At 72.2% G+C, this 22,223-nt stretch carries 19 protein-coding genes; 11 read left to right on the top strand and 8 right to left on the bottom strand.

Annotated elements, in window-relative coordinates:
• Positions 1-27 precede the first annotated feature (27 nt).
• From AB0J57_RS14865 to AB0J57_RS14855, 3 genes are read right to left on the bottom strand one after another with little or no spacing between them, the layout of a single operon-like run.
• On the bottom strand, positions 28-636 hold the full coding sequence (locus AB0J57_RS14865) for a TetR family transcriptional regulator (protein WP_366128486.1): 609 nt from the start codon (positions 634-636) through the stop codon (positions 28-30).
• Positions 633-1,439, bottom strand: a complete 807-nt coding sequence (locus AB0J57_RS14860) for a sugar phosphate isomerase/epimerase (RefSeq protein WP_366128533.1) — start codon at positions 1,437-1,439, stop codon at positions 633-635. Before AB0J57_RS14860 ends, AB0J57_RS14865 begins: the two co-directional genes overlap by 4 nt.
• A gap of 44 nt (positions 1,440-1,483) precedes the next feature.
• Positions 1,484-2,416 carry a Ppx/GppA phosphatase family protein gene (locus AB0J57_RS14855; RefSeq protein WP_366128485.1) on the bottom strand — a complete coding sequence of 311 codons (933 nt, stop codon included), beginning with the start codon at positions 2,414-2,416 and terminating at the stop codon, positions 1,484-1,486.
• A gap of 39 nt (positions 2,417-2,455) precedes the next feature.
• Between AB0J57_RS14855 and AB0J57_RS14850 the strand changes: the two genes are divergently transcribed.
• A complete protein-coding gene (locus AB0J57_RS14850) occupies positions 2,456-3,298 on the top strand; it encodes a hypothetical protein (RefSeq protein ID WP_366128484.1) in 843 nt (280 codons plus the stop codon).
• 4 nt (positions 3,299-3,302) lie between these two features.
• Here AB0J57_RS14850 and AB0J57_RS14845 read toward each other — a convergent pair whose 3' ends face one another.
• Positions 3,303-5,042 (bottom strand): hypothetical protein, encoded by a 1,740-nt coding sequence (locus AB0J57_RS14845; RefSeq protein WP_366128483.1) that lies wholly within the window; start codon positions 5,040-5,042, stop codon positions 3,303-3,305.
• 198 nt (positions 5,043-5,240) lie between these two features.
• Here AB0J57_RS14845 and radA point away from each other — a divergent pair, with 198 nt between their 5' ends.
• Together radA and disA are read left to right on the top strand one after the other, a co-directional pair.
• Positions 5,241-6,653, top strand: coding sequence for a DNA repair protein RadA (gene radA / locus AB0J57_RS14840; protein WP_366128482.1), 1,413 nt, complete (start codon positions 5,241-5,243; stop codon positions 6,651-6,653).
• A gap of 186 nt (positions 6,654-6,839) precedes the next feature.
• Positions 6,840-7,964, top strand: coding sequence for a DNA integrity scanning diadenylate cyclase DisA (gene disA / locus AB0J57_RS14835; protein ID WP_366128481.1), 1,125 nt, complete (start codon positions 6,840-6,842; stop codon positions 7,962-7,964).
• Between the two features lie 84 nt (positions 7,965-8,048).
• Here disA and AB0J57_RS14830 read toward each other — a convergent pair whose 3' ends face one another.
• The gene (locus tag AB0J57_RS14830; protein ID WP_366128480.1) at positions 8,049-8,891 is read right to left on the bottom strand and encodes a hypothetical protein; all 843 of its coding nucleotides are present in this window, start codon (positions 8,889-8,891) and stop codon (positions 8,049-8,051) included.
• A gap of 136 nt (positions 8,892-9,027) precedes the next feature.
• Between AB0J57_RS14830 and AB0J57_RS14825 the strand changes: the two genes are divergently transcribed.
• The 6 genes from AB0J57_RS14825 to cseC all read left to right on the top strand — a co-directional run bounded on the left by AB0J57_RS14825 (position 9,028) and on the right by cseC (position 14,126).
• Positions 9,028-9,681 (top strand): phosphatase PAP2 family protein, encoded by a 654-nt coding sequence (locus AB0J57_RS14825; RefSeq protein ID WP_366128479.1) that lies wholly within the window; start codon positions 9,028-9,030, stop codon positions 9,679-9,681.
• A gap of 25 nt (positions 9,682-9,706) precedes the next feature.
• A complete protein-coding gene (locus AB0J57_RS14820) occupies positions 9,707-10,630 on the top strand; it encodes an A/G-specific adenine glycosylase (protein WP_366128478.1) in 924 nt (307 codons plus the stop codon).
• A gap of 174 nt (positions 10,631-10,804) precedes the next feature.
• Positions 10,805-11,362 carry a SigE family RNA polymerase sigma factor gene (locus AB0J57_RS14815; protein ID WP_366128477.1) on the top strand — a complete coding sequence of 186 codons (558 nt, stop codon included), beginning with the start codon at positions 10,805-10,807 and terminating at the stop codon, positions 11,360-11,362.
• A gap of 65 nt (positions 11,363-11,427) precedes the next feature.
• Positions 11,428-12,060, top strand: a complete 633-nt coding sequence (locus tag AB0J57_RS14810; RefSeq protein WP_366128532.1) for a hypothetical protein — start codon at positions 11,428-11,430, stop codon at positions 12,058-12,060.
• Between the two features lie 33 nt (positions 12,061-12,093).
• A complete protein-coding gene (gene cseB / locus AB0J57_RS14805; RefSeq protein ID WP_366128476.1) occupies positions 12,094-12,807 on the top strand; it encodes a two-component system response regulator CseB in 714 nt (237 codons plus the stop codon).
• Positions 12,804-14,126, top strand: coding sequence for a two-component system sensor histidine kinase CseC (gene cseC, locus AB0J57_RS14800; RefSeq protein ID WP_366128475.1), 1,323 nt, complete (start codon positions 12,804-12,806; stop codon positions 14,124-14,126). The genes cseB and cseC overlap by 4 nt, the downstream gene beginning before the upstream one ends.
• Before the next feature lie 104 nt (positions 14,127-14,230).
• Here cseC and AB0J57_RS14795 read toward each other — a convergent pair whose 3' ends face one another.
• Positions 14,231-15,856 carry an MDR family MFS transporter gene (locus tag AB0J57_RS14795; protein WP_366128474.1) on the bottom strand — a complete coding sequence of 542 codons (1,626 nt, stop codon included), beginning with the start codon at positions 15,854-15,856 and terminating at the stop codon, positions 14,231-14,233.
• Positions 15,857-15,960: 104 nt separating this feature from the next.
• Here AB0J57_RS14795 and AB0J57_RS14790 point away from each other — a divergent pair, with 104 nt between their 5' ends.
• The gene (locus AB0J57_RS14790; RefSeq protein ID WP_366128472.1) at positions 15,961-16,536 is read left to right on the top strand and encodes a helix-turn-helix domain-containing protein; all 576 of its coding nucleotides are present in this window, start codon (positions 15,961-15,963) and stop codon (positions 16,534-16,536) included.
• Positions 16,537-16,539: 3 nt separating this feature from the next.
• Here AB0J57_RS14790 and AB0J57_RS14785 read toward each other — a convergent pair whose 3' ends face one another.
• Positions 16,540-17,271, bottom strand: coding sequence for a M23 family metallopeptidase (locus AB0J57_RS14785; RefSeq protein ID WP_366128471.1), 732 nt, complete (start codon positions 17,269-17,271; stop codon positions 16,540-16,542).
• Between the two features lie 525 nt (positions 17,272-17,796).
• On the opposite strand from AB0J57_RS14785, the gene dacB reads away from it, so the two are divergent.
• Entirely contained in the window at positions 17,797-19,368 is a 1,572-nt protein-coding gene (gene dacB / locus AB0J57_RS14780) for a D-alanyl-D-alanine carboxypeptidase/D-alanyl-D-alanine-endopeptidase (protein ID WP_366128470.1), read from the top strand.
• An 83-nt stretch (positions 19,369-19,451) separates the two neighbouring features.
• Here dacB and AB0J57_RS14775 read toward each other — a convergent pair whose 3' ends face one another.
• Entirely contained in the window at positions 19,452-21,977 is a 2,526-nt protein-coding gene (locus AB0J57_RS14775) for an ATP-dependent Clp protease ATP-binding subunit (RefSeq protein ID WP_366128469.1), read from the bottom strand.
• Positions 21,978-22,223: the final 246 nt, after the last annotated feature.

Below are 22,223 nucleotides of genomic sequence, written 5' to 3'. Positions count from 1 at the left end.
TCGCGGGACGGCAGGCTCAGCTTTCGGTCACGCCTCGGTCAGGTACCGCTGCAAGGTCGGGGCGACCAGGGCGACGATGTCCTCGGGGCGCGCGGACGCCATCGGCTCCACCTGGATGACGTAGCGCAGGATCGCGATGCCGATCATGTGGGAGGCCGCCAGCTCCGCCCGGAACTTCGGGTCCGGTACGTCGAGGTCGTCGGCCACCCGCTCCAGCACCCGCCGCAGCACGAACCCGCGCAGCACCTTCGCCGCCGCGTCGTGGGTGAGCGCGGAGCGGATGATGGCGAGCAGCGGGGTCCGGGTCACCGGGTTCTCCCAGACGCCGAGGAAGTAGCGGGCGAGCCGCTCGCCGATACCCTCGGTGGACTCCCCCATGATCGCCGGGATGAGCAGTGCCGGTTCGAAGGACAGCTCGATGGCGGCGGCGAAGACCTCGTCCTTCGTACCGAAGTAGTGGTGGACGAGGGCCGGGTCGACGCCCGCCGCCTTGGCGATGCCGCGCACGGAGGTCTTGTCGTAGCCGCGCTCGGCGAACTCGGCACGGGCCGCCTCAAGGATGCGCGTCCGCGCGTCGGGGCCATCGACGGCCCCGGCCTTGGGCGGCCGGCCGCGCCCCCTGCGTACGCCGGTCATCGGACGCGGGCCGAGGAGGCCAGGTGCAGGCGCGTGAAGGCGAGCGCCTCCGCCAGGTCGGCCTCGCGTTCGGCGGCCGACATCGCGCGCCTGGTGTTGACCTCGATGACGACGTGGCCGTCGAAGCCGGAGCGCGCCAGGTGCTCCAGCAGCTCGGCGCACGGCTGTGTGCCGCGCCCGGGCACCAGGTGCTCGTCCTTGGCGGAGCCGCGCCCGTCGGCGAGGTGGACGTGGCCGAGCCGGTCGCCCATCCGGCCCACCATGTCCAGGGCGTCGATCCGGGCGGTCGCGGTGTGCGACAGGTCGATCGTGTAGTGGCGGTAGTCGTCCTTGCTGACGTCCCACTCGGGCGCGTACGCGAGCATCTCGCGGTCGCGGTAGCGCCACGGGTACATGTTCTCGACGGCGAACCGCACGTCCGTCTCGTTCGCCATCCGCCAGATGCCGTCGATGAAGTCCCGTGCGTACTGGCGCTGCCAGCGGAACGGCGGGTGGACGACGACGGTCGAGGCGCCGAGCTTCTCCGCCGCCGCCTGGGCGCGCTGGAGCTTCACCCACGGGTCGGTCGACCAGACGCGCTGGGTGATCAGCAGGCAGGGCGCGTGGACGGCGAGGACCGGGACCTGGTGGTAGTCGGAGAGGCGGCGCAGCGCCTCGATGTCCTGGCTGACGGGGTCGGTCCACACCATGATCTCGACGCCGTCGTAGCCCAGGCGGGCGGCGATCTCGAAGGCCGTCGCCGTCGACTCCGGATAGACCGAGGCCGTCGACAGTGCGACCTTCGCATCCGGGATGCGCACCACTGATTCCGACGTTTCAGCCACGAGGGACAGACTACGGGCACCCGCTAGGCGGCCGGGAGGTGATCCAGCCGACGGAGGATGACTCCTTCGCGCAGGGCCCATGGGCAGATCTCCAGTTCCTCGACGCCGAACAGGTCCATAGCGCCCTCCGCCACCAGCGCTCCGGCCAGCAGTTGCGGCGCCCTGCCCTCGGAGACCCCGGGGAGGGTGCAGCGCTGCTCGGCGGTCATGGCGGCGAGCTTGGGGACCCACTCCTCCAGTGACGTACGACTCAGAATCCGCTCCACGTACAGACCCTCGCCCGAGCCGGGCGCGCCGGCTATCCGGGCGAGCTGCTTGAACGTCTTGGACGTGGCGACGACGTGGTCCGGCTTGCCGAAGCGGGCGAACTCGCCGACCGTGCGGGCGATCTCCGCCCGTACGTGGCGGCGCAGCGCCTTCACGTCGGCGGGGTCCGGCGGGTCGCCGGGCAGCCAGCCGGCGGTGAGCCGCCCGGCGCCCAGCGGGAGGGACACGGCCGCGTCGGGCTCCTCGTCGATCCCGTACGCGATCTCCAGGGAGCCGCCGCCGATGTCCAGGAGCAGCAGTTTCCCGGCGGACCAGCCGAACCAGCGGCGGGCGGCGAGGAAGGTGAGGCGGGCCTCCTCCTCGCCGGTGAGGACCTGGAGGTCGACGCCGGTCTCGTCCCTGACCCGCTTCAGCACTGCGTCGGCGTTGGCCGCGTCGCGGATGGCCGAGGTGGCGAAGGGGAGGACCTCCTCGCAGCCCTTGTCCTCGGCGGTGCGCAGCGCGTCGTGGGTGATGGTGATGAGCCGTTCGATGCCGTGGTCGCCGATGGAGCCGTCCGCGTCGAGCAGCTCGGCGAGCCGCAGCTCCGCCTTGTGGGAGTGGGCGGGCAGCGGCCGGGCGCCGGGGTGGGCGTCCATCACCAGCAGGTGCACTGTGTTCGAACCGACGTCGAGGACTCCGAGTCTCATGCCACGAACGCTACTGCGCCTGGCGCATACGCTTGGTGTGTGCCAAAGACGAAGAAGGCGAAGCCCGCCAAGAAGCACGAGAAGTCCCCCGTACTGCCCGTAACGGGCGTTTCCGATGAAAAGGGCCTGGACTTTCCCCGTGCGTGGGTGGAGTTCCCGGACCCGGCCGATGACGAGCAGGTCTTCCGCTGCGACCTGACGTGGCTGACGTCACGCTGGACCTGCGTCTTCGGCAGCGGCTGCCAGGGCATCCAGGCGGGGCGCGCGGACGACGGCTGCTGCACGCTGGGCGCGCACTTCTCGGACGAGGACGACGAGCAGCGCGTCGCTTCGCACGTGGCACGGCTCACGCCGGAGCTGTGGCAGTTCCACGACGAGGGCACATCCGCGGGCGGCTGGGTGCAGCTCGACGAGGACGGCGAGCGGCAGACGCGCCGCTGGGAGGGCTCGTGCATCTTCCAGAACCGCCCGGGATTCAAGGGCGGGGCGGGCTGCGCGCTGCACATCCTGGCGCTGCGGGAGGGCCGCGAGCCGCTGGAGACGAAGCCGGACGTCTGCTGGCAGCTCCCGGTGCGGCGCACGTACGACTGGATCGACCGCCCCGACGACACGCGGGTGCTCCAGATCTCGATCGGCGAGTACGACCGGCGCGGCTGGGGGCCCGGCGGCCATGACCTGCACTGGTGGTGTACGTCGGCGACCTCGGCTCACGGGGCGGGGAAGCCGGTGTACGTGACGTACCGCCCCGAGCTGACGGAGCTGATGGGCAAGGCGGCGTACGACGTGCTGGTGGAGCTGTGCGAGGCCCGCCTGGCGTCGCACCTGCCGCTGGTGGCCCCGCATCCGGCGGACCCGGTGGACCCGGTGGACGCGGTGGGCTGACGCGTCAGCTTGCCGGTGCGTCCGTGGACGGGCTCGCGGTGGGCGCGGGCGTGTCCGAGGGCGTCGGGTCCGGCGAGGGCGGCGGAGTCGACGGGGGCGTGGACTGGGGCGGGGTCGGCGTCGGCGTCGGGTCCTGGGACGGCGGCGGGGTCGTCGCCGGTGTGCTCGGGGTGGGCCGCGGGCCCTGGCCCGGCCGGGATGGCGGGCGGGACGCGCCGCGGCCGTCGATCTCCACGACCGCGCCGGCCGGGTCGACGCCCACGCGGGCGGTCCAGGGGCCTGCCGGTTCGCGGGCGCGGTCGACGGAGACGTACACCGTGACCGACTGGCCGGGGGCGAGCGTGCCGGAGGCGCGGCTGGCGTAGAGCCACGGGGCGTCCGTCCACAGGGACCAGGTCACGGGTGAGCCGCCCGACGCGGTGAGCGTGAGCATCGTCGTGTCGCCGCCGGACGGCTGCGCGGTGACCGTGACGCGGCCCGGGGAGGGCCGGCCCGGGGCCGACGGCGGTGGGGGCGTACCCGCGCTGAGGACCTCGACGGAGACGTGCGACGAGCCGGGGGTGGCGGAGCGGCTCGGGTCGTTGCGGGCGTTGCCCGCGTTCTCGTAGTGATCCGGCCGGTCGCCGGACCCGTCCGCCCGCGCGGCCCGGTCGTCGGCCTCGGTCGCGCTGACCGGGGAACCGTCGTGCCCCTCCCCCGTCACCGGAGCCCCCCGGTAGGCCGCCCACAGGGCGAGCACCGGCGCGGCGACCACGGTGGCCACCACGGTCGTCGTCAGCGCCCGCGCCCGCATCCGGTCACGGCGGGCCGCGTGGTCCTTGGGGTCCAGGGGGAAGCCGTCGCGCCCGAACCGCGGCCCGCCCGCCCGCGCGCGCGGGACGTGCAGCATCGCGACGTACGCCGCCGCCCTCGGCGCCTCGACGAGCGGCAACTGCGCGGGGGTCACCGACGAGCCGGGCCACGGGCCGCCGGCCTCGGCGCGCTCGGCGGCGCGGCGGCAGCGGGGGCAGTCGTCGACGTGCCGGACGAGCTCGCGGCGCAGGGCCGCGGAGAGCAGCACCTGGTTGTCGCCGGTGAGCCGGGCCACGGCCGGGCACGTGCCGGTCTCGACGACGGCGAGCGCGGCGCGGGTGCGCTCCACCTCGCAGGCGGCGGCGGACAGCAGTTCGCGGGCCGCGAGGGCCTCCATGCCGAGGACGGCGGCGACCTGGGGGGCGGCGAGCTGGTGCCGTACGGCCAGCTCCAGCGCCTCGCGCTGCTCGGGGGTCGTGCCGGCGGCCTCGGGCCAGGCGAGCAGGGACAGCTCACGGCGGCGCCGTTCGGCGGTCTCGGGCGGAACGTGCGGGACGCCCTCCGACGCGGCGGAGGTGGGTGCGGCGGCGGGGCGGCCGGCGTGCGCCCCCTGGCCGTGCCGCTGCCCGTTGCGCCGGCGCCGCTGCTCGCCGAGCTCGCGCAGGCAGGCCCAGCGGGCGAGAGCGTACAGCCAGGCCCGCCGCTCGGGGTCGGCGCCGGGGCACCGCCCGAACTGCCGCTCGGAGATGGCCAGTACGTCGCCCAGCACCGTGGTGGCCACGTCGTGGTCGCACAGCACGGACAGGCAGTACGTGAACAGCCCGTCCAGATACGGCTCGTACCGCGCCGGTGGGCGCTGGGCCAGGGTGCGGGGCCCGGTCCGGGGCGCGCGGCGCCGCGCCCGGTGTGCGCCGGTGGTGTGCGTGGGGGGCTCCAGCCTGCTGCTCGTCACCCGGCGACCGTAGGCAGTGGAAGGCACACCCTTCGCACCCCTTCCGCACTTTTAATCCTTACGGGTGAACGTATCCCTCAAAAGGGGACAGGAAGCGCGGATTCTACGCCGGTCACCCACCCGCGTCCCTGAGGTCCCGGCCGCCCCGGGAGCCCCGCGCGGACGGCGTTGTCAGTGGGGCCCGCTACGGTCTTCGGCATGGCTGCCCGTACGAAATCCGCCAAGGACAGGCCCTCCTACCGCTGCACGGAATGCGGCTGGACGACCGCCAAATGGCTCGGCCGCTGCCCCGAGTGCCAGGCGTGGGGGACGGTGGAGGAGTACGGCGCGCCCGCCGTCCGTACCACCGCCGCGGGGCGCGTCTCCACCGCCGCCCTCCCGATCGGTCAAGTGGACGGCCGGCAGGCCACGGCCCGGACGACCGGGGTGGACGAGCTGGACCGCGTCCTGGGCGGCGGGCTGGTACCGGGCGCGGTCGTCCTCCTCGCGGGCGAGCCAGGTGTCGGCAAGTCCACGCTGCTGCTGGACGTCGCGGCGAAGGCCGCGAGCGACGACCACCGCACGCTGTACGTCACCGGTGAGGAGTCCGCGAGCCAGGTCCGGCTGCGCGCCGACCGGATCGGCGCGATCGACGACCACCTGTACCTGGCGGCCGAGACGGACCTGTCCGCCGTCCTGGGCCACCTGGACGCCGTCAAGCCCTCGCTCCTCGTCCTCGACTCCGTCCAGACCGTCGCCTCCCCCGAGATCGACGGCGCGCCGGGCGGCATGGCGCAGGTCCGCGAGGTCGCCGGCGCGCTGATCCGCGCCTCCAAGGAGCGCGGCATGTCCACGCTGCTGGTGGGCCACGTGACGAAGGACGGCGCGATCGCCGGTCCCCGGCTGCTGGAGCACCTCGTGGACGTCGTCCTGTCCTTCGAGGGCGACCGGCACGCGCGGCTGCGGCTGGTGCGGGGCGTGAAGAACCGGTACGGGGCGACGGACGAGGTGGGCTGCTTCGAGCTGCACGACGAGGGCATCACTGGCCTGGCCGACCCGTCGGGCCTGTTCCTCACCCGCCGCGCGGAGGCCGTGCCCGGCACCTGCCTCACCGTCACCCTCGAAGGCCGCCGCCCCCTGGTGGCCGAGGTCCAGGCCCTCACCGTCGACTCACAGATCCCGTCCCCCCGGCGCACCACCTCCGGACTGGAAACCTCGCGCGTCTCCATGATGCTGGCGGTCCTGGAGCAGCGCGGCCGGATCACCGCCCTCGGCAAGCGGGACATCTACTCGGCGACGGTCGGCGGGGTGAAGCTGTCCGAACCGGCCGCCGACCTGGCCGTCGCGCTCGCCCTGGCCTCGGCGGCCAGCGACACCCCGCTGCCGAAGAACCTGGTCGCCATCGGCGAGGTCGGCCTCGCGGGCGAGGTCCGGCGCGTCACGGGCGTCCAGCGCCGCCTCGCCGAGGCCCACCGGCTGGGCTTCACCCACGCCCTGGTCCCGGCCGACCCGGGCAAGGTCCCTCCGGGGATGAAGGTCACGGAAGTCGCCGACATGGGCGACGCGCTGCGGGTCCTCCCGGGCGCCCGCCGCCGGGCGCCCGGCCCGCGGGAGGAGGCCGCCCAGGGCTGAGGCCGGTGGGGCCGCGCCGCCACCCACGGTCGTCGCCGCCCCGCCGAGCACCCGGGCAAGGGCACCGCCACGGCCCGCCGTGGGGAGCGGTGGGCGGCCCAGACGGGCCGGGAGGCCCGACGGGCGCGGGCGGGGTCGCTAGACTTTGCCCAGGTCTCGCCCATCCGTACGAGCCGGAGGAGTGCAGTGGCAGCCAAGGACGGGGCAGCAGCTCCCGGAAAGTCCGGCGCGGGCTCCGGCAACGAGGCGCTCATGCGCGCCTCGCTCAGCGCCGTCGCCCCGGGTACGTCGCTGCGCGACGGACTGGAGCGCATCCTCCGCGGAAACACCGGTGGACTCATCGTCCTCGGCATGGACAAGACCGTCGAGTCGATGTGCACCGGCGGGTTCGTGCTGGACGTGGAGTTCACCGCGACCCGGCTGCGCGAGCTGTGCAAGCTCGACGGCGCGCTCATCCTCGACAAGGACATCACCAAGATCCTCCGGGCCGGCGTCCAGCTCGTCCCGGACGCGTCCATCCCCACCGAGGAGACCGGCACCCGCCACCGCACCGCGGACCGGGTGAGCAAGCAGTGCGGCTTCCCCGTCGTCTCCGTGTCGCAGTCGATGCGGCTGATCGCCCTGTACGTGGACGGTGAGCGCCGGGTCCTGGAGGAGTCGGCGGCCATCCTGTCGCGGGCCAACCAGGCCCTCGCCACCCTGGAGCGGTACAAGCTCCGCCTCGACGAGGTCGCCGGCACCCTCTCGGCGCTGGAGATCGAGGACCTGGTGACCGTCCGGGACGTCACCGCCGTCGCCCAGCGCCTGGAGATGGTGCGCCGGATCGCCACCGAGATCGCCGAGTACGTGGTGGAGCTCGGCACCGACGGGCGGCTGCTCGCCCTCCAGCTCGACGAGCTGATCGCGGGCGTCGAGCCCGAGCGGGAGCTCGTGGTGCGCGACTACGTACCTGAGCCCACCGCCAAGCGGTCCCGCACGGTCGCCGAGGCGCTCACCGAGCTGGACGCCCTCAGCCACGCCGAGCTGCTCGAACTGCCCATCGTGGCCCGTGCCCTGGGCTACAGCGGCTCGCCCGAGACGCTCGACTCGGCGGTCTCACCGCGCGGCTACCGCCTGCTGGCCAAGGTGCCGCGGCTGCCCGGCGCGATCATCGAGCGGCTCGTGGAGCACTTCGGCGGCCTCCAGAAGCTGCTCGCCGCGAGCGTGGACGACCTCCAGACCGTCGACGGGGTCGGCGAGGCGCGGGCCCGCAGCGTGCGCGAGGGCCTGTCGCGGCTCGCCGAGTCGTCGATCCTGGAGCGGTACGTCTAGGGTCTTTCGTTTGGATCAGGCTGGTCACGAGCCCAGCAAGATCCGAACGAGAGGCCCTAGCGGTACGTCCGACCGGCGGGGCCGTCAGTCCTTGGCGAGCGTGAACGACGCCGGCAGCACCTTCGCGCCCGGCACGGTCGCCTCGACCAGGTAGGTGCCCGGCCCGGCGGCCGGCGCGGACGGGGTCGCGCAGCGCGGTGCGCTCGGGCGGCGGTCCCACTCCACGGTGTGCGTGACGCTCCCGCCCGCCGGGACGCGCAGCAGCAGGGTGCCTGAGCCGCGCGGGCAGTCCTTCGACGACCAGACCTGGTCGGCCTCGTCGTTCTTGATGGTCAGCACGGCGGTCCTGGGACCGAGGTCGGCCTTGCAGGTGGTGGTGGAGGTGTTGCGGGCGACGAGCTGGAAGCGCGGCTTCTCGCCGGGCGCGTAGCTCACCTTGGCGCTGCGCAGCGTCAACTGCAGTGAGCCAGGGGCACAGTTGGGGAGCGGGGAGTTCGCCGGGACCTGCTGGCCCGAGGTCGTACCGCCGGAGCCGGAGCCACTGCCGGAGCCGCTGCCGGGGTCGGCGCCCGCGCCGGCGTCGGTGCCCGGTCCGGTGCCCGCGCCGCCGGTACCGGAGTCCGCGCCGCCCGGCGCCGCCGTGTCGCCGTTCTTCCCGCCGTCGGCGCCCGCACCGGGCGCCGACTCGTCGCGGCCGCCCGGCTGTTCGCTGATCGCCGGTCCCGGCCGGGAGGGACCCGGCGTGATGGAGGTCGCGGGAGCGGCCCCGTTGGAGTTGTCGCTGCCCTTCTTCCCGTCGTCGTCACCGGAGCTGACGAACCATACGATCAGCAGCGCGAGGAGCACGACCAGACTCGCCGCGACTGCCCTCCGTCGCCAGTAGATGGAGGAGGGAAGCGGCCCGACCGGATTGCGCAGAGATCCCACGGCGCAAACTGTACGAGAGATCGGCACCAACTCCCGCCCCACCCGCCGCCTGTGCACCAAGTTTTGCCGATGATCACACTCGAACACCCCGGCTCCCGGTCGGGCGGGTCCCCGGCGCCAGGTACCGTCCGTAACCATGAGCCAGGACCTCTATCGCGACATCACCGACCTCGCCCACGACACCCCGGGCTGGTTGCAGCTCGTCGCCGAGCTGTGGACGGAGGCCGGCCTGCTGCTGTTCGGCGTGCTGTTCATCGCCGGCTGGTGGCGGGCGCGCCCCGCCGACTCCCGGGCCATGGCGCTGGCCGTTCTCGCGCCGCTGGGCACCGCGTTCGGGTACGTGGTCAGCGAATTGCTGAAGTCGGTGGTGGACGAGGAGCGCCCGTGCCGCGCGGTGGCCGGGGCCGCCGCCTCGATCGTGGAGTGCCCGCCGCACGGCGACTGGTCCTTCCCGAGCAACCACTCCGCCATCGCCGGTGCCGCCGCGATCGCCCTCGCCCTGGCCTGGCGCGGGATCGTCTGGCTGACGGTGCCGATGGCGCTGCTCATGGCGTTCTCGCGGGTGTTCGTCGGAGTGCACTACCCGCACGACGTGGCGGCCGGCCTGGTGCTGGGCGCGCTGGCCGCGGTGCTGTTCGTGAAGCTGCTGACCGGGCCGGCCAGGGCGCTGGCCGACACGATGCGGATGAGCCGGTCCGCCGCGGCCACATGGCTGGCCGGGCCCGGGCCGGCCGTTGCCGACCACGCCGTGTCCCGGCGGCGCCGGGAGCCGATGCACCGTCGCGGGTGAGGAACGTGCCAGGATCGGACGTGCCATGACTGCGATCCCCTCCTCCCCCGAAACCAGGCCCGGCTCCGGGCCCGCCGCCGTGGAGCTGCACGCGCCGGTGCTCGCCTGGTTCGAGCAGAACGCCCGCGACCTCCCCTGGCGCCGCCCCGAGGCCGGCGCCTGGGGGGTGATGGTCAGCGAGTTCATGCTCCAGCAGACCCCGGTCAACCGGGTCCTCCCGGTGTACGAGCAGTGGCTGGCCCGCTGGCCCCGCCCCGCCGACCTGGCCGCCGAGGCCCCCGGTGAGGCCGTGCGCGCCTGGGGCCGGCTCGGCTACCCGCGCCGTGCGCTGCGGCTGCACGGCGCGGCGGTCGCGATAACGGAACGGCACGGCGGCGACGTACCGAGCGATCACGCGCAGTTGCTCGCCCTGCCCGGCATCGGCGAGTACACCGCCGCGGCGGTGGCGTCGTTCGCGTACGGGCAGCGCCACGCCGTACTGGACACCAACGTGCGGCGGGTGTTCGCCCGGTCGGTGACGGGTGTGCAGTACCCGCCGAACGCCACGACGGCCGCCGAGCGGCAACTGGCGCGGGCGCTGCTGCCGGACGACGAGCGCACGGCGGCCCGCTGGGCGGCGGCGTCCATGGAGCTGGGTGCCCTGGTGTGCACCGCCCGCAACGAGGACTGCGCCCGGTGCCCGATCGCCGTGCGGTGCGCGTGGCGGCTGGCGGGCAAGCCGGCCCACGACGGCCCGGCCCGGCGCGGCCAGACGTACGCGGGTACGGACCGCCAGGTGCGCGGCCGGCTGCTCGCCGTGCTCCGCGAGGCGGTGGCCCCGGTGGACCAGGCCGCGCTGGACGCGGTCTGGCACGACCCGGTGCAGCGCGCCCGCGCCCTGGACGGCCTGGTCGCGGACGGCCTGGTCGAGCCCCTGGACGGCGGGCGGTACCGGCTCCCGGCCGGGTGAGGCGTACGGAGCCGGGCCCGCCCCCCGGCTTCGTAACACCATCGCTGTTACACAACCGATGGCCAGCCGTGCGTCCTCCGACGGCCTGCGCGGACAACCCCGTGACAAGAGCTCCGTAGCGTCTGCGGACGTAAGCAACACACGGGGTTTCACGGGGATCGGAGGCGGTTCGGGATGTCGCACGGCGAGGTGCTCGAATTCGAGGAGTACGTACGCACACGGCAGGACGCCCTGCTGCGCAGCGCCCGACGTCTCGTCCCCGACCCGGTGGACGCGCAGGACCTGCTCCAGACGGCGCTGGCCCGTACGTACGGCCGCTGGGACGGCATAGCCGACAAGAGCCTCGCCGACGCGTACCTCCGCCGGGTGATGATCAATACGCGTACGGAGTGGTGGCGCGCCCGCAAGCTGGAGGAGGTGCCCACCGAGCAGCTCCCGGACGCGTCCGTCGACGACGCCACCGAGCAGCACGCCGACCGGGCCCTGCTGATGGACATCCTGAAGGTGCTGGCGCCCAAGCAGCGCAGCGTCGTCGTGCTGCGCCACTGGGAGCAGATGAGCACCGAGGAGACGGCCGCCGCGCTCGGCATGTCGACCGGTACGGTGAAGTCCACGCTTCACCGGGCACTCGCCCGTCTCCGGCAGGAGCTGGAGAGCCGGGACATCGACGCCCGCGCCCTGGAGCGTACGGAACGCAGTGACGAGCGGGGGCGGGAGCGGTGCGCGGCCTGAGCGCCAGAGACCACACGAGCGGCACGAGCGGCACGGGCAGGATCCGGGCGGCGGGCACCACGGCGATGGCCGTGGCCGCCGCCATCGGCCTGCTCACGGCCGGTTGCTCCACCGGCGGCACGGGTACGCGCGACGAGGGCGCCGCACGGACCGACCAGGGCACGCCGTCGAGCGCCCCGGCCCCTTCGTCGTCCGCGTCGTCGCCGTTGAAGAAGGTGAACGCGGTCCGGCTGATCATGAACGACCCGAAGGTCAGCGACCGGGTCAAGGACGACCTCAAGCCGTGCGTGGCGGACGCCTACCCGGTGGACACCTCCTACGGGACCCTGACCGACTCCGGCACCCCGGACGTCGTGGTGAACGTGCTGACGTGCGGTGACGCCGTGGGCGTCGGGACCTACGTGTACCGTCTCGGCGGCGCGAAGGACGACGCCAAGGGCACGGCGTACGAGAATGTGTTCTCCCTGGAGGAGCCGGCCGTCTACTCGACGATCGACCGCGGGGACCTGGTCGTCACCAAGCAGGTGTACGCGGAGGACGACCCGGTGTCGTACCCCTCCGGCGAGGACGTGATCACCTACCGGTGGACCGGCAACAAGTTCACCGAGCACGACCGGGTACACAACGAGTACAGCAAGACGGTCGGGGACGGCGGCATCGACGGCCCCGGCGAGCAGCCCGCGCCCAGCAAGAACTGAGCAGACTCGAGAGAGCACGGAGAGAAGACGTCGATGGCCGAGACCCATGTCCTGTTCGTGGAGGACGACGACGTCATCCGTGAGGCCACGCAGCTCGCCCTGGAGCGGGACGGCTTCGCGGTGACGGCCATGCCGGACGGGCTGTCCGGTCTGGAGTCCTTCCGGCAGCGGCAGCCGGACATCGCCCTGCTGGACGTGATGCTGCCGGGCATGGACGGCGTGAGCCTGTGCCGGCGCATCCGCGACGAGTCGACCGTGCCGGTGATCATGCTGTCGGCCCGCGCCGACTCGATCGACGTGGTGCTGGGCCTGGAGGCCGGCGCCGACGATTACGTCACCAAGCCCTTCGACGGCGCCGTGCTGGTCGCCCGTATCCGCGCCGTGCTGCGCCGCTTCGGGCACGCGGGCGGCCCCGGGGGTGGCGCCGGCGGCGACGCGGACCGGGCGGGGCAGGCACAGGGCGGCGTGCTGGTCTTCGGTGACCTGGAGGTCGACACCGACGGCATGGAGGTCCGCCGGGGCGGCGCCCCGGTGGCGCTGACGCCGACGGAGATGCGGCTGCTGCTGGAGTTCTCGTCGGCGCCGGGCACCGTCCTGTCGCGCGACCAACTGCTGGAGCGGGTCTGGGACTACGGCTGGGGCGGTGACACGCGGGTCGTGGACGTCCATGTGCAGCGGCTGCGCACCAAGATCGGCCAGGACCGGATCGAGACGGTCCGCGGCTTCGGCTACAAGCTCAAGGCATGAAGCCGCCCGCACTGCGCACCGGCGTCAGATGGAAGATCTCGATCGCCATCGCCGCCGTGGGCGCCCTGGTCGCGGTCGCGCTCAGCCTCGTCGTCCACAACGCCGCCCGCGTCTCGATGCTCGGCAACGCGCGCGACGTGCAGATGGAGCGGCTGCTGTTCGCCCAGCGGATGTACGAGTCGGCGAAGCCGAAGGGCGACCCCAAATTCGGGGCGAAGCTCAACGACCCGGCGCTGCCGCCGCAGCTCGACGAGCTGATGCGGGAGCGGCGGCGCGGGACGTACGTACAGGAGCACGAGGACGGTCCGCCGGACGTGTGGGCCGCCGTGCCGCTGGGCAACGGGGACGTGCTGTCGCTGCACAGCCAGTTCGCCAGCCGCAGCACGACGATCATGAAGGACCTGGACGAGGCGCTGATCGTCGGCTCGGTGTCGGTGGTCTTCGGCGGCTGCGCGCTGGGCGTGCTGATCGGCGGCCAACTGTCACGGCGGCTGCGCAAGGCCGCCACCGCTGCCGGGAAAGTCGCCCAGGGCAATACGGAGGTACGGGTCCGGGAAGCGATCGGCGGTGTCGTACGCGACGAGACGGACGAGCTCGCGCGGGCGGTGGACGCCCTGACGGACGCGCTGAACGAGCGGATCGAGGCGGAGCGGCGGGTCACCGCGGACATCGCGCACGAGCTGCGCACGCCCGTGACCGGGCTGCTCACCGCCGCCGAGCTGCTGCCGCCCGGGCGGCCGACCGAGCTGGTGCGGGACCGGGCGCAGGCGATGCGCACGCTGGTGGAGGACGTGCTGGAGGTGGCCCGGCTGGACAGTGCCTCGGAGCGGGCCGAGCTCCAGGAGATCGCGCTCGGGGAGTTCGTCGAGCGGCGGGTCACCGCCCTGTACCCGGACGCCGTGGTGCGGGTGGTGCACGAGTCGTGGGTGAACACCGATCCGCGCCGGCTGGAGCGCATCCTGGGCAATCTGCTGGCCAACGCCGCCAAGCACGGCAAGGGGCCGGTGGAGGTCACCGTCGAGGGCCGGGTGGTGCGGGTCCGCGATCACGGGCCGGGTTTCCCCGAGGCCCTGCTGCGGGAGGGCCCGAGCCGGTTCCGCACGGGCGCCAGCGACCGCGCCGGACACGGTCACGGCCTGGGCCTGACCATCGCGGCGGGCCAGGCCCGGGTGCTGGGCGCACGGCTCACCTTCCGCAACGCGGCGCCCACGGGCACCGCCACGGAGCCGGGCGGCGCGATCGCGGTGCTGTGGCTCCCGGAGCACGCCCCGACGACGACGGGCAGCTTCCCGATACTCCAGTTCCCCGACACGCCCTGACGACGGGCCCCGGCGCACCCTGCGTACGGGCCCCTGGCCCGCCTTGACGACAGTGGCCCCCGGCGCGCATCCGGCGCCGGGGGCCACCGCGTGCGTACGAGGGGTCAGACCGCCGTGTCGGCGAGGCGGCCCGTCTTGCGGTCGTCCTCCGCCGGGCCCGCGCCCGACTCCGGCGGCTCCGGGGCGTTCGGCGCCTCCGGCGCCCCGTCCCGCGGGCCGGCGCCCTTCAGCGGGACCTCCTTGACGAAGAAGGCCGCCGCGAAGCCGATCACCGCGACCGCCGCGCCCACCAGGAAGGCCAGGTGGGTGCCGGACGAGACGGCGAACTGGTACGCCTCGCGGATGTGCTCCGGAAGCCTCGCCAGGCTCGCCGCGTCGAGCTGCGCCGACTGCTGCGTGGCCGCGCCGCCGCCCCGGGCGGCCATCTCGTCCTGGACGCGGCCGGTGAACAGCGCGCCCATGATGGCGACGCCGAAGGACGCGCCGAGCGTACGGAAGAGGGTGGTCGCCGAGGAGGCGACGCCCATGTCCTTCATCTCGACGCTGTTCTGCGCGACGAGCATCGTGATCTGCATCAGGAAGCCCATGCCGGCGCCGAGGACCGCCATGTAGACGCCCGAGGTGAACCGGGACGTGCCGGTGTCCATCTGGGCGAGCAGGAAGAGGCCGACGACCATCAGGGCGCCACCGGCGATGGGGAAGATCTTGTACTTGCCGGTGTTGGTGGTGACGCGTCCCGCGATGAGCGAGACGGCCATCATCGCCAGCAGCATCGGCAGGAGCAGCAGGCCCGAGTTGGTGGCGGACGCGCCCTGCACGGACTGCTGGTACAGCGGCAGGAAGAGCGTGGCGCCGAACATCACGAAGCCGGTGAGGAAGCCGATCACCGACATGAGGGTGAAGTTGCGGCTGCGGAAGATGTGCAGCGGCATGATCGGCTCGGGCGCGCGGGTCTCGACGAGGAGGAAGCCGGCGAGCGCGACGACACCGATGGCGGTCAGTTCCATGATGACGGCGGAGTCCCAGGCGTACTCCGTACCGCCCCAGGTGGTGACCAGCACGATGGCGGTGATGCCGACGGTCAGCAGGGCCGCGCCGAGGTAGTCGATGCGGGGCCGGCTGTCGCGCTGCTTCTTCGGCAGGTGCAGGACGGCGGTGACCATGGCGAGCGCGACCGCGCCGAGGGGCAGGTTGATGTAGAACGACCAGCGCCAGCCCCAGTGGTCGGTGATGGTGCCGCCGACCAGCGGTCCGCCGATCATGGCGAGCGCCATGACGCCGGCCATCATGCCCTGGTACTTGCCCCGCTCGCGCGGCGGTATCAGGTCGCCGATGATCGCCATGACGCCGACCATCAGGCCGCCCGCGCCCAGGCCCTGCACGGCCCGGAAGCCGATGAGCTGGCCCATGTCCTGGGCCATGCCGCTGAGCGCCGAGCCGATCAGGAAGATGACGATCGAGGTGAGGAAGGTGCCCTTGCGGCCGTAGAGGTCGCCGAGCTTGCCCCAGATGGGGGTGGATGCGGCGGTGGCGAGGGTGTACGCGGTGACCACCCAGGACAGGTGGGCGAGGCCGCCCAGCTCGCCGACGATGGTCGGCATCGCGGTACCGATGATCATGTTGTCGAGCATGGCCAGCAGCATCGCGATCATCAGCGCGAGCAGAACGACCCGTACGCTGCGCGGCGGTTTGCCCTGGTCGGTGGCTGGTGTGTGCAAGGGCTCCGACATGATCCCCCACTCCCCGTTACTTACTTGCCGCCCGGCTAGTTACTACACTGGCGACGGTAGACCCGTCACTAGCCGGGCGTCAAGTAAGTTTGTGGGAGCGGACCATGGCCAGAGGCAACACCCGTCAGCGCATCCAGGACGTGGCCCTCGAACTCTTCGCCGAGCACGGCTACGAGAAGACCTCGCTGCGCGAGATCGCGGAGCGCCTGGAGGTCACGAAGGCGGCGCTGTACTACCACTTCAAGACCAAGGAAGACATCGTCATCAGCCTCTTCCGCGATCTGACGCGGCCGATCGACGAACTGATCGCCTGGGCCGAGCAGCAGCCGCGCACGCTGGAGACCAAGCGGGAGATCCTCCGCCGCTACCACGCGGCGGTCATGGGCGCGGCCCCCCTCTTCCGCTTCATGCAGGAGAACCAGGCCACCGTGCGCGACCTGAGCATCGGGGAGACGTTCAAGAGGCGCATCCTCGCCCTGACCCGGCTGGTCGTGGAGCCGGACTTCAGCATGGCCGACCGGATGCGGTGCATCAGCGCGCTGTTCACCATGCACGCCGGGATGTTCTTCATGCAGCACGTCGATGGCGACCCCGAGGAGAAGCGTGAAGCCGTCCTCGAGGTCGCCATCGATCTGGTCACCCAGGCCCACGAGGGGCCGTCACAGGCGTCGCGGCGCTGATCGTCAGATGACGACGCCCTCGCCGCGCAGGAACTTGGCCGGGTTGAGCGCGGAGCCGTAGTTCGGCGTCGTACGGATCTCGAAGTGCAGGTGCGGACCGGACGAGTTGCCGGTGTTGCCGGAGCGGGCGATGGTCTCGCCGGTCTTCACGGTCTCGCCGACGTTGACGTTGATCCTCGACAGGTGCGCGTACTGCGAGTACGTGCCGTTGGCGTGCTTGACCACGATGGCGTTGCCGTACGCCGGGCCGTCGCCGCCGCCATTCGGGCCGGCCTTCACGACGACGCCGGAGTGCGCGGCCTTGACCGGGGTGCCGACCGGCACGGCGAAGTCCTGGCCGGAGTGCTTGTGGGACCACATGGCGCCGCCCTGGTTGAAGCTGGCGGTCAGGGTGTAGCCGGTGACCGGCTTGACCCAGGACGTGGCCTTCTTGGCGGCGGCCTTCTTGGCGAGGGCGGCCTTCTTGGCGGCGTTGGCGGCGGCGGCCTTCTTCGCGGCGGCGGCCTTGGCGGCAGCGGCCTTCTTGGCGGCGGCGACCTTGGCGGCCTTTGCCTGCGCCGCCTGGGCGTCGGCCTGGGCGGCGACGGCAGCGGCGGCGGCCGGGCCGAGAGCGGGGGCGGTCTTGCTGTCGGCGGCGACGGCGGCACCGCCTCCGAACACCATCGACGCTCCCATGCCGGCGGCGGCGAGGGCGACGACGGCGTTACGGGCGGGATGCTTGACGCGCTTCGACATGCGGGGAAGTCCTCCGGACAAGAACGGACCCGACGCGAAGGGCGCGCCGGGCGGTTGGGCTCATCCTTGGTAACCCGCCCACCCATCCCGGCTCAAACCACCCATCTACGACATCTGGTCGTAGACCCCGCAGTGTGACGTGGACTCTTGACGCGCCGCCCCAACCCAGGGCAACGGCCCGAAATGTCCTTAGAAAGGAAGGTTTATCCCCCTAGGGCCCCCCGCCACCTGGCGCTTTCCGCCCTGCTCACCGCCCCCTCCGCCGCCCCCCGCCCGCCAGACCCCCGGCCACGCCCGCGGAACGGCGCCTCCTACCCGGCCGAACGCACTATTCCTCCTAGTACCGCCCAAAACGCCTGTGCGCCTTGTCACGGCCACCGGGCCGGAAGTCCCCCCTTTCCGGGACCAAGGACCCGCAACCCCGACCGGTCTCGCCCCCCCGGCGCCGACCGACTCGGCAGGGTGCACGCGTCCGCCCGCCCCCGCCTCCTTCCCACCCCACCCCCGCTCCGCCATCCTCGCCCCATGAGCAGACACGTGACGCGCGTGACCGCCCTCGCCTTAGGGCTCGCCGGACTCCTCGCGGCGAGCACCCTCACCGCCGGGGCCGGCCCCTCCGACACCGGACTGAAGGGAGCCATCGACACGATCCTCACCGACCCACGGCTGGACGGCGGCGCAGCGGGCGTCGTCGTCGCCGATGCCGCCAGCGGCGAGACCCTCTACCAGCGGGACGGCGGCGACCGCCTCATGCCCGCCTCCAACACGAAGATCGCCACCTCCCTCGCCGCGATGGCGCTGCTCGGCCCCGAGTACCGGTTCCGTACGGAGGTACTGGCCACTGCCCGGCCCAAGGGCGGCGTGCTGCACGGGGACCTCTACCTGCGCGGCACGGGCGACCCCACCACGCTCGCCGGGGACTACGACGCGCTGGCCGCCCGGGTCGCCGCCGCCGGCGTCCGGCGGGTGACCGGCCGGCTGGTCGCCGACGACACGCGCTTCGACGGCAACCGGCTGGGCCGCGCCTGGGCCGCCGACGACGAGTCGTCGTACTACTCGGCGCAGATCTCGCCGCTCACGGTCGCCCCGGACACCGACTACGACTCCGGCACGGTCGTCGTCGAGGCGGCCCCGGCGGCCGAGGCGGGCGCGCGCCCCCGGGTGAGCGTGACGCCCGCCACCGACTACGTACGCATCGACAACCGCGCCACCACCGTCCCCGCGGGCCGCCCCGACACCCTCACGGTCGAACGCGAGCACGGCACGAACACCATCACCGTGACCGGCGAGATCCCCGTCCAGGGCTCCCCCACCAAGGAATGGATCACCGTCTGGGAGCCCACCGGCTACGCGGCCGCCGTCTTCGCCGACGCCCTCGCCGCCCGGGGCGTACGGGTCGCCGGGGAGCCCCGGCAGGGCGAGCCGACCCCGCCCGCCGCGCGGGTGCTGGCCACCCACAGCTCCATGCCGCTCAAGGACCTCATGCGTCCCTTCATGAAGCTGTCGAACAACATGCACGCCGAGGCCCTCACCAAGACCATCGGGTACGAGACGTCCGGCCGGGGCACCTGGAGCGCGGGCCTCGCCGCCATCGGCGCGTACCTGAGGGAGCAGGGCGTACAGACGTCCACCGTCCGGCAGGTCGACGGCTCCGGACTGTCCCGGATGAACCTCTTCCCGGCCGCCCAGCTCACCCGCCTGCTCCTGGCCGTGCAGGACGCCCCCTGGTTCGCCGACTGGTACGCGTCCCTGCCGGTCGCCTGTGCCCCCGACCGCGCCACCGGCGGCACACTGCGCACCCGGATGTGCGGCACCCCCGCCGCCCTCAACACCCGCGCGAAGACGGGAACGCTCACCGGCGCTTCCGCCCTCTCCGGTTACGTGACGGATGCCGGCGGCCGGCGCCTCGTCTACGGCATCGTCCTCAACAACCACCTGGCGTCTTCCGTGAAGAGCATCGAGGACGCCATCGTCGTGACCCTGGCGAAGTCCGACACCTCCAAGGGCACGATCGCCACCGTCCGGCCGGACCGGGCCCGGACCGCCGAGGCACCCGGCGAGCTGGAATGCTCCTGGGTGAAGCCCGTGCGCTGCTAGGCACAGAGCTGCCACGCACGGAAAAGGAGCTGCCCCGGGCATTCACGCCCGGGGCAGCTCCTTCAGTCAGCGGTCGATACCGCTTACGCGTCCTTCGAGAGGTTCGGACCGGCGCCGCCGGCGGCCTGCTCGATCGGGGGGACGTCCGGCAGGGCGGACTTCTCCTCGCCGCGGAAGGTGAACTTCTTCTCCTCACCCTCGCCCTCGGTGTCCACGACCACGATGTGACCGGGGCGCAGCTCGCCGAAGAGGATCTTCTCCGAGAGCACGTCCTCGATCTCGCGCTGGATCGTCCGGCGCAGCGGCCGGGCGCCCATCACCGGGTCGTAGCCGTGCTTGGCGAGGAGCTCCTTGGCGGAACCGCTGAGCTCGATGCCCATGTCGCGGTCCTTCAGGCGCTCGTCCACCTTGGCGATCATCAGGTCGACGATCTGGATGATGTCGTCCTGGCTGAGCTGGTGGAAGACGACCGTGTCGTCGACGCGGTTGAGGAACTCGGGCCGGAAGTGCTGCTTCAGCTCTTCGTTGACCTTCGCCTTCATCCGGTCGTAACCGGTCTTGACGTCGCCCTGTGCCGCGAAGCCCAGGTTGAAGCCCTTCGAGATGTCCCGGGTCCCGAGGTTGGTCGTCATGATGATGACCGTGTTCTTGAAGTCCACGACCCGGCCCTGGGAGTCGGTCAGGCGACCGTCCTCCAGGATCTGGAGAAGGGAATTGAAGATATCGGGGTGGGCCTTCTCGACCTCGTCGAAGAGGACGACGGAGAACGGCTTGCGGCGCACCTTCTCGGTGAGCTGGCCGCCCTCTTCGTAACCCACGTATCCGGGCGGGGAACCGAAGAGACGGGAAACCGTGTGCTTCTCGCTGAACTCCGACATGTCGAGCGAGATCATCGCGTCCTCGTCGCCGAAGAGGAATTCGGCGAGCGTCTTGGACAGCTCGGTCTTACCGACACCGGACGGGCCGGCGAAGATGAACGAGCCACCCGGGCGCTTCGGGTCCTTCAGGCCGGCACGCGTACGGCGGATCGCCTGCGACAGGGCCTTGATGGCGTCCTTCTGGCCGATGACGCGCTTGTGGAGCTCGTCCTCCATGCGCAGCAGACGCGAGGACTCCTCCTCGGTCAGCTTGAAGACCGGGATGCCGGTGGCGGTCGCGAGGACCTCGGCGATCAGCTCGCCGTCGACCTCGGCGACGACGTCCATGTCGCCGGCCTTCCACTCCTTCTCCCGCTTGGCCTTCGCCGCCAGCAACTGCTTCTCCTTGTCGCGGAGAGACGCTGCCTTCTCGAAGTCCTGGGAGTCGATCGCGGACTCCTTGTCCCGGCGGACGGCCGCGATCTTCTCGTCGAACTCGCGGAGGTCCGGCGGCGCGGTCATCCGGCGGATGCGCATCCGGGAGCCGGCCTCGTCGATCAGGTCGATCGCCTTGTCCGGCAGGAAGCGGTCCGAGATGTACCGGTCGGCCAGGGTGGCGGCCTGGACCAGCGCCTCGTCCGTGATGGAGACCCGGTGGTGGGCCTCGTACCGGTCGCGCAGGCCCTTGAGGATCTCGATGGTGTGCGGCAGCGACGGCTCGGCGACCTGGATGGGCTGGAAGCGGCGCTCGAGGGCCGCGTCCTTCTCCAGGTACTTGCGGTACTCGTCGAGCGTCGTGGCACCGATGGTCTGGAGCTCACCGCGGGCCAGCATCGGCTTCAGGATGGACGCGGCGTCGATCGCGCCCTCGGCGGCGCCCGCACCCACCAGGGTGTGGAGCTCGTCGATGAACAGGATGATGTCGCCGCGGGTGCGGATCTCCTTGAGGACCTTCTTCAGGCGCTCCTCGAAGTCACCGCGGTACCGGGAGCCGGCGACGAGCGCGCCCAGGTCGAGGGTGTAGAGGTGCTTGTCCTTGAGGGTCTCGGGCACCTCACCCTTGACGATGGCCTGCGCCAGGCCCTCGACGACCGCCGTCTTGCCGACGCCGGGCTCGCCGATGAGGACCGGGTTGTTCTTGGTGCGGCGGGACAGCACCTGCATGACCCGCTCGATCTCCTTCTCGCGCCCGATGACCGGGTCGAGCTTGGACTCACGAGCGGCCTGGGTGAGGTTCCGGCCGAACTGGTCGAGGACCAGGGACGTCGAGGGGGTGCCCTCGGCAGGACCACCGGCGGTGGCGGCTTCCTTGCCCTGGTAGCCGGAGAGCAGCTGGATGACCTGCTGCCGCACCCGGTTGAGATCGGCGCCCAGCTTCACGAGGACCTGGGCGGCGACGCCCTCGCCCTCGCGGATGAGCCCGAGCAGGATGTGCTCGGTGCCGATGTAGTTGTGGCCGAGCTGAAGGGCCTCGCGGAGCGACAGCTCCAGGACCTTCTTGGCACGGGGCGTGAAGGGGATGTGCCCGGACGGGGCCTGCTGGCCCTGGCCGATGATCTCCTCCACCTGCTGGCGGACCGCCTCGAGCGAAATCCCGAGGCTCTCCAGGGCCTTAGCGGCGACACCCTCACCCTCGTGGATAAGGCCCAGGAGGATGTGCTCGGTGCCGATGTAGTTGTGGTTGAGCATCCGGGCTTCTTCCTGAGCCAGGACGACAACCCGCCGCGCGCGGTCGGTGAACCTCTCGAACATCGTTAATCGCTCCTCAGAGCGGTCAGGCAGTAAGGGGTCGGTCCCCTCCCTGTCCTTCCGCAGCTTAGTCCCGCAAGCGGGGACCGCTCATTCCAACTGCCGACACCCGTCTCTGGCCTCCTGACCCGAACGCCGACAAATGCTCCAACCCAATGGTCCGAGACGATGTTCCCGCAGGCCAGGCACTTACCCTCACCGGCAGTACGCCGATGGCGAACGTGAGACGCCCGATCCTGCGTGTCGCCC

This window comes from Streptomyces sp. NPDC049837, assembly GCF_040674455.1.
Taxonomy (GTDB): domain Bacteria; phylum Actinomycetota; class Actinomycetes; order Streptomycetales; family Streptomycetaceae; genus Streptomyces.
This window is presented reverse-complemented; position numbering and strand designations above follow the sequence as displayed.

What these genes read in the sequence shown, in the direction of transcription:
- AB0J57_RS14790 (WP_366128472.1), top strand. Translation starts at nt 15,961, where the DNA reads ATGGCCAGAGGCAACACCCGTCAGCGCATCCAGGACGTGGCCCTCGAA.
- AB0J57_RS14820 (WP_366128478.1), top strand. Translation starts at nt 9,707, where the DNA reads ATGACTGCGATCCCCTCCTCCCCCGAAACCAGGCCCGGCTCCGGGCCC.
- radA (WP_366128482.1), top strand. Translation starts at nt 5,241, where the DNA reads ATGGCTGCCCGTACGAAATCCGCCAAGGACAGGCCCTCCTACCGCTGC.
- AB0J57_RS14795 (WP_366128474.1), bottom strand. Translation starts at nt 15,856, where the DNA reads ATGTCGGAGCCCTTGCACACACCAGCCACCGACCAGGGCAAACCGCCG.
- cseB (WP_366128476.1), top strand. Translation starts at nt 12,094, where the DNA reads ATGGCCGAGACCCATGTCCTGTTCGTGGAGGACGACGACGTCATCCGT.
- dacB (WP_366128470.1), top strand. Translation starts at nt 17,797, where the DNA reads ATGAGCAGACACGTGACGCGCGTGACCGCCCTCGCCTTAGGGCTCGCC.
- AB0J57_RS14785 (WP_366128471.1), bottom strand. Translation starts at nt 17,271, where the DNA reads ATGTCGAAGCGCGTCAAGCATCCCGCCCGTAACGCCGTCGTCGCCCTC.
- AB0J57_RS14855 (WP_366128485.1), bottom strand. Translation starts at nt 2,416, where the DNA reads ATGAGACTCGGAGTCCTCGACGTCGGTTCGAACACAGTGCACCTGCTG.
- AB0J57_RS14815 (WP_366128477.1), top strand. Translation starts at nt 10,805, where the DNA reads ATGTCGCACGGCGAGGTGCTCGAATTCGAGGAGTACGTACGCACACGG.
- AB0J57_RS14825 (WP_366128479.1), top strand. Translation starts at nt 9,028, where the DNA reads ATGAGCCAGGACCTCTATCGCGACATCACCGACCTCGCCCACGACACC.
- cseC (WP_366128475.1), top strand. Translation starts at nt 12,804, where the DNA reads ATGAAGCCGCCCGCACTGCGCACCGGCGTCAGATGGAAGATCTCGATC.
- AB0J57_RS14810 (WP_366128532.1), top strand. Translation starts at nt 11,428, where the DNA reads ATGGCCGTGGCCGCCGCCATCGGCCTGCTCACGGCCGGTTGCTCCACC.
- AB0J57_RS14775 (WP_366128469.1), bottom strand. Translation starts at nt 21,977, where the DNA reads ATGTTCGAGAGGTTCACCGACCGCGCGCGGCGGGTTGTCGTCCTGGCT.
- AB0J57_RS14865 (WP_366128486.1), bottom strand. Translation starts at nt 636, where the DNA reads ATGACCGGCGTACGCAGGGGGCGCGGCCGGCCGCCCAAGGCCGGGGCC.